At 71.2% G+C, this 7,556-nt stretch carries 2 protein-coding genes; both read right to left on the bottom strand.

The features are described 5' to 3' along the window. On the bottom strand, positions 1-3,404 hold a 3,404-nt coding region (locus tag ACFVXE_RS28175), incomplete at its 3' end, for an amino acid adenylation domain-containing protein (RefSeq protein WP_389675278.1). Between the two features lie 45 nt (positions 3,405-3,449). After that, positions 3,450-7,451, bottom strand: a complete 4,002-nt coding sequence (locus ACFVXE_RS28170; RefSeq protein WP_389675276.1) for an amino acid adenylation domain-containing protein — start codon at positions 7,449-7,451, stop codon at positions 3,450-3,452. Positions 7,452-7,556 lie beyond the last annotated feature (105 nt).

The following is a 7,556-nucleotide window of genomic DNA, read 5'->3' as shown; positions in this document are numbered from 1 at the left end:
GGCACCACCACCACACCCGCACGCGACCCCACACCCACCGACCCGACCCACTCCGCCAACCCCGCCACCGTCGGGAACTCGAACACCGCCCGCACACCGAGGTCAACGCCGAGTTCCGTGCGCACGGCGTTGACCAGCCGCATCGCCAGCAGGGAGTGGCCACCCAGGTCGAAGAAGCTGTCGTCGATACCGACTTCCGGCAGCTCCAGGAGCCCCGCGAACAGTCCGCACAGAGTCCGTTCCGCAGCCGTCCGCGGTGCCCTCGAGCCCGCCGTGGTGCCGTAGTCGGGCACCGGCAGCGCGTTGCGGTCCAGCTTGCCGTTGGCTGTCATGGGCAGCGCGTCCAGGGAGACGAACGCCGAGGGCACCATGTACTCCGGCAACTGGTCGGACAGGTGGGCCCGCAGCTGCGCGGCCTCGACCTCCACGTCGGCGACCACATAGGCCACCAGCCGCCGGTCTCCCGGCCGGTCGGCGCGCGCCACGACCGCCACATGGCGGACTCCGGGCGCGGTGACCAGGGCGGCCTCGATCTCGCCGAGCTCGATCCGGAAGCCCCGTACCTTCACCTGGTCGTCGGCGCGGCCGGCGAACATCAGCCGCCCGTCCGCCGTCCAGCGCACCACATCGCCCGTCCGGTACATCCGCTCACCCACCGCAAACGGACTCGCGACAAACCGCGAAGCCGTCAGACCACCACGCCCCGCATACCCCCGCGCCAGCCCCGGACCCGCGACATACAACTCCCCGGCCACCCCGGGTACCACCGGCCGCAACGCATCGTCCAGCACATACACCCGGGTCGCTGCGACCGGTCCGCCGATACTCACCGGCTCGCCCGGCCGCAGGAAGGCGCCCGTGGCACACACCGTCGTCTCGGTCGGCCCGTAGGAGTTGACGAGGGTGTGCCGGGCGGTCCAGGTCTCGACCAGTGCGTCCGGGCACGCCTCGCTCGCGGTGATGATCACGGCGCCGGCGGGCAGGGTGTCCACCGGCAGTGCGCTGAGCAGCGACGGGGTCACCGTGACGTGGGTGACTCCCTCGGTGAGGGGGGAGCCGGGGCGGGCGGCGAGCAGACGCTCCGCATCGGCGACGACCAGTGTGCCGCCGGTGAGGAGGGCCATCGCGATCTCCCAGACCGAGCCGTCGAACCCGATCGAGGCCTGCTGGAGTACGCGGTGTCCCGGGCCCGTCACGTAGTCGTGGTGCCGGCGCACCATCCGGGTGATGCCGGTGTGGGCGACGGAGACGCCCTTGGGACGGCCGGTCGAGCCGGAGGTGTAGATCACGTAGCAGGTGTTCTCGGTGCGCAGGGGCGCTGTCCGCTCGGCGTCCGTGACGGGTTCGGACGAGAGACCGTCCAGATCCAGCGCGCCGAGCACGGTGGGGCGGTGGCTGAGGCCCTCCGTCCGTGCGGGGTCGTCCACCAGTACCGCCACGGGCTGGGTGTCGTCGAGCATGAACTCCCGGCGGGCCAAGGGATAGCCGGGGTCGACCGGCACGTAGGCGCCGCCCGCCTTCGCGATCGCCAGCTGGGACACCACCAGGTCGATACCGCGGTCCATGCAGACCGCGACCGGGACCTCCGGGCCGACTCCGAGGGCGATCAGGGATCGTGCCAGCCTGTTGGCCCGCTGGTCCAGTTCGCGGTAGGTCAGTTCGTCGTGGCCGTGCACCAGGGCGGGAGTGTCGGGCGCCGATGCGACCCGGCGATCGAAGATCTCGGACCAGGTCAGCGGCGGCACTTCGGCGGTGTCGTTCCACTCGTGGAGAACGCGGCCGCGTTCGGCGGCCGACATCAGCTCAAGGGCGCTGAGCCGGGTCTGCGGCACGGCGGCGACCTGGTCCAGCAGGCGTGCCAGGCGGTCGGCGAGCGCCCGGGCGGTCTCCTGGTCGAAGAGGTCGTCGGCGTAGGTGAGCCTGAGGTCGATGGTCCCGCCGCGTTCCTTGAAGACCACCAGAAGGTCGAATTCCGACGCCGCGACGGGGGCCGGCAGCAGCTCGGTGTGGAGCCCCTCCAGCCGGACCGGCGTGAACTCCTCCTCCACGCCGAACGCAACCTGGTAGAGCGGGTTACGGGCGAGCGAGCGGGCCGGTTGCAGGTCCTCGATCAGCAGATCGAAGGGGAGGGACTGGTGTTCCATCGCGCTCAGGTCGATGTCGCGGACCCGGTCCAGCAGCTCGGCGAACGTGGGATCGCCGCTGGAATCGGTCCGCAGGACCAGGGCGTTGACGAAGAAGCCCACGAGGTCGGTGAGGGATTCGTCGTCGCGGCCCGACACCACCGTGCCGAGGGGGATGTCGTGGCCGGCGCCGTGGCAGGTCAGCAGCGCGGCGATCGCGGCCTGCGCCACCATGAACATGGTGGCGTTGTGCCGGACAGCCAGCTGTTGGAGCCCCTGGACGGTCTCCGCGGAAAGGGGGCAGGTGACGCCGGAGCCGCGGTACGAGGCACGTGCGGGCCGGGGGCGGTCGGTGGGCAGCACCAGTTCCTCGGGCAGCCCGGCCAGGGCGCCCCGCCAGTACTCAAGCTGGGCGGTGATCGCGCTGCCGGGTTCGTCGGCCGCGTCCAGCACACCGCGTTGCCACAGCGCGTAGTCCGCGTACTGCACGGGCAGGGGTGCGAATTCGGGGGCCCGGCCACGTACCCGGGCCGTGTACGCGGCGGAGAGGTCCGCCGTCAGGGGGGCCATGGACCAGCCGTCCGTGGCGATGTGATGGACGACCAGTACGAGCACGTACTCCTCGTCGCCGACCTGGATGAGCTCCGCGTGCAGGGGCAGGTCCCGCGCCAGGTCGAAGGGGTGGGCGCAGGCGGTCGCTATCGCCGCGTCCAGCTCCTCGGTGGTACGGGGGCCGGCCACGAGCTCCACCCGTATCCGGCCGTCGGCGAGGATCCGCTGCACCGGCTCACCGTCCACCTCGGCGAACCGGGTGCGCAGCGGCTCATGGCGTACGACGACGTCGTCGAGTGCATCGGTGAGCGCACCGGGGTCGAGCGGGCCGCTGATGCGCGTCACCACCGGGACGTTGTAGGTGGCACCGGGACCGTGCAGTCGGTGCAGGAACCACAGGCGCCGCTGGGCGGCGGACAGCGGAAGCGCGGCGGGGCGGGGCAGCACCGCCACCACGCCGTCGGCCGCCCGTACGCCTTCGCCGGCCGCGGCCTGGATCCTGGCCGTCAGCAGGGTGGGGGTGGGTGCCTCGAATACGTCGCGCGGGTGGAGTTCGGCGCCGAGCTCGGTGCGTACGCGGTTCACCAGCCGGGTGGCGAGCAGTGAATGCCCGCCGAAGTCCAGGAAATTGTCGTCGCCCTCGATCCCGTCGACTCCCAGGATCTCCCCGAACAGCTCGCACAGCACGGCTTCGATTTTCTGCGGCTCGGTGGAATCGATTCCGGGCATAGCGGTACACCTACCAGTCTTCTTCGGGGGTGATCGGAATTCGGGTCAGAGCGACGGAGCTGCTGCACGATTCACGCGGGAAATGGCTCGGGCGATCATGGGCCCGATCCTGGACATCGACTCCGGCTTGACGATGTTCAGATGGTCGAATTCCACCTGACTGCAGGTGGTGGTGCCGACGAGAAACGGCTGCCAGGCCCGGGAGAGCGGCTGGGCCTGCGGGTCGGGTGCGGCCGCGTCGAAGAGCAGCGCCGTACAGCCGGAGGGCTCGGGCACGTGGCGGGACTGGGCGCGCAGATTCTCCCGGGCGATGCGCAGCAGCCGCTCGACCGTCGGCCCGGGCAGGGTCGCCAGCGGGCTCCGGGCCGCGGCCAGTGCCCGGCCGAGCACCTCGTGTCCGGGGAACCCGGTGCCCTGCCAGGGCGGCAGTTCGAGGCCGTCCAGTGCGACCTGGGTGACCTCGAGCGGGCTCGGCTCACCACCACGGCCGTCGACGGCTCCGGGCGAGGCGTCCAGCATGACCAGCAGGGCGACCTGCTCCCCGGTGCGCTCCAGCAGCAGCGCCAGCTGCTGTCCGACGGTGCCGCCGAACGACCAGCCGACCAGCAGGTAGGGCCCGGTGGGCTGGATCTCCCGGATCTGCCGGGCATATCTCTCGGCCAGCTCACTCACGTCGAGCGGGTGCACGGCCGTGTCCTCGGTGAGCCGGGGGTCCTGGAGGGCGTAGACCGGGTGGCCGTCCGGGACATGGCGCAGCAGAGCGGAGTACCCCCAGCCCAGCCCGTTGGCAGGAGGGAGCAGGAAGACGGGGGTCCGGTCGCCCTGGGCGCGGTAGCGCAGCACCGCACCCACGCCGTCGCTCCGGGAGCCCTCCCGCAGCCGGCGGTCCAGCTGGGCCACGGTGGGCGCCTCGAACAGGGTCCGCAGCTGAAGGTCCACCCCCATGACCGACCGGATCCGGCTGGCGAGGCGGGTGGCCAGCAGCGAATGGCCGCCGAGGTCGAAGAAGCTGTCGTCGACGCCGACCCCCGGCAGGGCCAGTACTTCGGCGAACAGTCCGCAGAGGACTTCTTCGCGTGGGCTGCTCGGCGCACGCCGGGCGGCATCGGGGACTTGTGGTGCGGGGAGGGCGGCCCGGTCGAGTTTCCCGTTCACCGTGAGCGGGAGGGCATCGAGCAGCACCAGGGCGGAGGGCACCATGTAGTCGGGGAGCCGGGCGGCCAGGTGGTCGCGCAGGTCGGCCTGGCCGACGGGCGCCCCCGGGTGGACGACGGCGTATCCGACCAGAGTCTGCCCCGCTCCGGGCGTCTCCCGGGCCAGCACCACCGCCTGGCGTACGGAAGGGTGGGCGGTCAGCGCCGACTCGATCTCGCCGGGCTCGATCCGGAAGCCCCGGAGCTTCACCTGGTGGTCGGTCCGGCCCAGGTAGCGCAGCGTCCCGTCCGAGGACCAGCGCGCCAGATCCCCTGTCCGGTACATCCGCTCACCGGGGCCGCCGAAGGGGTCAGGAAGGAATCTCGTCGCGCTGAGGCCCGGCCGCTGCCAGTAGCCGCGGGCCACCCCGGCCCCGGCGATGTAGAGCTCCCCCACCGCGCCGGCCGGTACCGGACGCAGCCCGTCGTCCAGCAGGTACACCCTGGTGTTGGCCACCGGCCTTCCGATCGCGGGGACCGGTTCGGCCGGGGAGAGCACCGCACACGTCGAGTAGACCGTGGTCTCGGTGGGCCCGTAGAGGTTGACCACCTCGCTGCCCAGCGCGGTCATCGCCTCGGCCAGTGGCCCGGGCAGGGCTTCGCCGCCGGCCAGGAGACGGCGTCCGCGCACCGCATCCGGGCTGGTGCCGATCAGCATCTCCCACAGGCTCGGAGTGCCCTGCATCACGGTGATGTCCTCGCGTACCAGCAGCCCTGCCAGCTCGCCCGGCTCGCGAACCGTTTCCCTCGGCACCAGCACCAGTGTGGCTCCGGCGAGCAGCGGCGGGTACAGCTCCAGCACAGAGGCGTCGAACGCCACCGTGGTGACCGCTGCGAAGCGGTCCTGCGGACCGAGCCGCAGCCGGTCCCGCATGGCGAGCTGGAAGTTCAGCAGATTGTCCTGGGAGATCAGCACGCCCTTGGGCCGCCCGGTGGAGCCGGAGGTGTAGATGAGGTAGGCGGAACTGTCGCCGGGTACCGGCACCTCGTCGAGGTTGCCGTCGGGCCGGCCGGCGAGTTCGGTGCGCAGTCCGGGATCGTCCAGCCGGAGCCTCGGGCAGGAGCCGGGCTCCGGTTCGGGCACCAGCCGGTCGGTGGCGCCGTCGACCAGCAGCAGCACCGGGCGGGCGTCGGCAAGCGTGAACGCCAGCCGCTCGGCCGGGTAGTTCGGGTCCAGCGGCAGGTAGGCGGCCCCGGTCTTGAGAACCGCGAGAATCGCGACCATGAGTTCGGGGCCGCGCCCGAGCGCCAGGGCGACGAAGCGCTCCGGACCGGCGCCGCGCTCGCGCAGGCAGTGCGCCAGCCGGTTGGCGCGCGCGTTCAGTTCGGCGTAGCTGAGCTCGTGGTCGCCGCCGGTGACCGCGGGGTGCTCGGGGCTGCGCTCGGCCTGCTCCTCGATGAGCCGGGCCACGGTGGTGCGCGGGAGTTCCCGAGCGGTGTCGTTCGACTCGGCCAGCAGCAGCCGCCGTTCCCGCGGCTCCAGCAGGTCGATGCTGTCGATTCCGCGTTCCGGGTCCGCCGCCACCTGCTCCAGGACCCGCAGCAGCCGCTCGGCGAGCTGGCGGGCGGTGCCGGGGTCGAAGAGGTCGGAACGGTACTCCAGCAGCAGCTCGATTCCGGCGGGGGCGCCCTGTCGGTCCAGTGATTCACCGAAATGGAAGGACAGGTCGAATTTGGCGATATCGGCCGACTTGAGTGTGACTGGCTCTCCCAGCTCCGCCTGGTCGGCGTCGGGCCCCTGGCCGGCTCCGGTGAACGCGAAGTAGACCTCGAAGAAGGGGTTCCGGGCCGGCGAGCGGGTGGGCCGGAGGGCCTCCACCATCAGGTCGAACGGGAACTCCTGATGGTCGTAGGCGGCCATGTCCAGCTGCCAGACGCGGCGGAGCAATTCGGCGAAACCCGGGTTCCCCGAGGTGTCGTTGCGCAGCACCAGGGTGTTGACGAAGCAGCCGACCAGCTTGTCCAGGGCTTCGTCGTCACGGCCGCTCACGGCGGTACCGAGCGGTATGTCGGCGCCGCAGCCCATGCGGGTGAGCAGGGTGGCCAGCGCCGCCTGGAACACCATGAAGAGCGTGACGCGGTTGCTCTGGGCGAGGGTGCGCAGCTCGGCGCAGAGGGGCGCCGGAATGTCCAGCCGGACCGTGGCCCCCCGGGAGGACGCGTGCGGTGGGCGGGGCCGGTCGGTGGGCAGGGTCAGCTCGTCCGGCAGGTCGAGCAGGCTGTCCCGCCAGAAGGCCAGTTGACGGGCGGCCTCGCTGTCGGCGTCGTCGATCTCGCCGAGCACGTCGCGCTGCCACAGGGTGTAGTCCGCGTACTGGACGGGCAGCGGCTCCCACTGCGGGGTCCGGCCGTCGCGCCGGGCGATGTATGCGGCGGACAGGTCGGCCCAGAGCGGGGCCATGGACCAGCCGTCACAGGCTATGTGGTGGAGGACCAGGACCAGAAGGTGTTCCCGCGGGCCGGTCCGGATGACCTGGGCCCGGATCGGGGGCTCCGCGGCGAGATCGAAGTGATGGTCGCAGGCTGATGCGAGCAGCGTGTCGAGCCCGGCGCGGTCGATGCCGTCGTGCACGCCGTACGGAACTGCGGGTCGTGCGCTCTCCTCGGGCAAGATGAACTGGGCGGCCTCGCCGTCCCGTTCCTGCACGGTTGTACGCAGCGCCTCATGACGTACGACGACGTCTCCGACGGCCCGGGAGAAGGCGTCGTAGTCGAATTCTCCACGGACCACACGGACCGTCGGAACATTGTAGGTGGAGCTCGGTCCTTCCAGGCAGAATTGGAACCACATCCGGCGCTGAGCAAACGAAAGCGGAATCAACGGGGTAATCCTCTCCCGGTCAGTCCGGAGCATCACTTCTGATCGCAGACTAGGAAAGCTCTTCAATCCGGGACAAGGTCCCGCCGTGAGGCTGGCACCAAGATGACATCACCCCGGCAGGGATTTCCCGTTCCGCAT

The sequence above is a fragment of the Streptomyces sp. NPDC058231 genome (genome assembly GCF_042882275.1).
In the GTDB taxonomy this organism is placed as follows: Bacteria; Actinomycetota; Actinomycetes; order Streptomycetales; family Streptomycetaceae; genus Streptomyces.
This window is presented reverse-complemented; position numbering and strand designations above follow the sequence as displayed.

Excerpts from the sequence above, each read along its gene's own strand:
- ACFVXE_RS28170 (WP_389675276.1), bottom strand. The coding sequence starts at position 7,451 with ATGCTCCGGACTGACCGGGAGAGGATTACCCCGTTGATTCCGCTTTCG.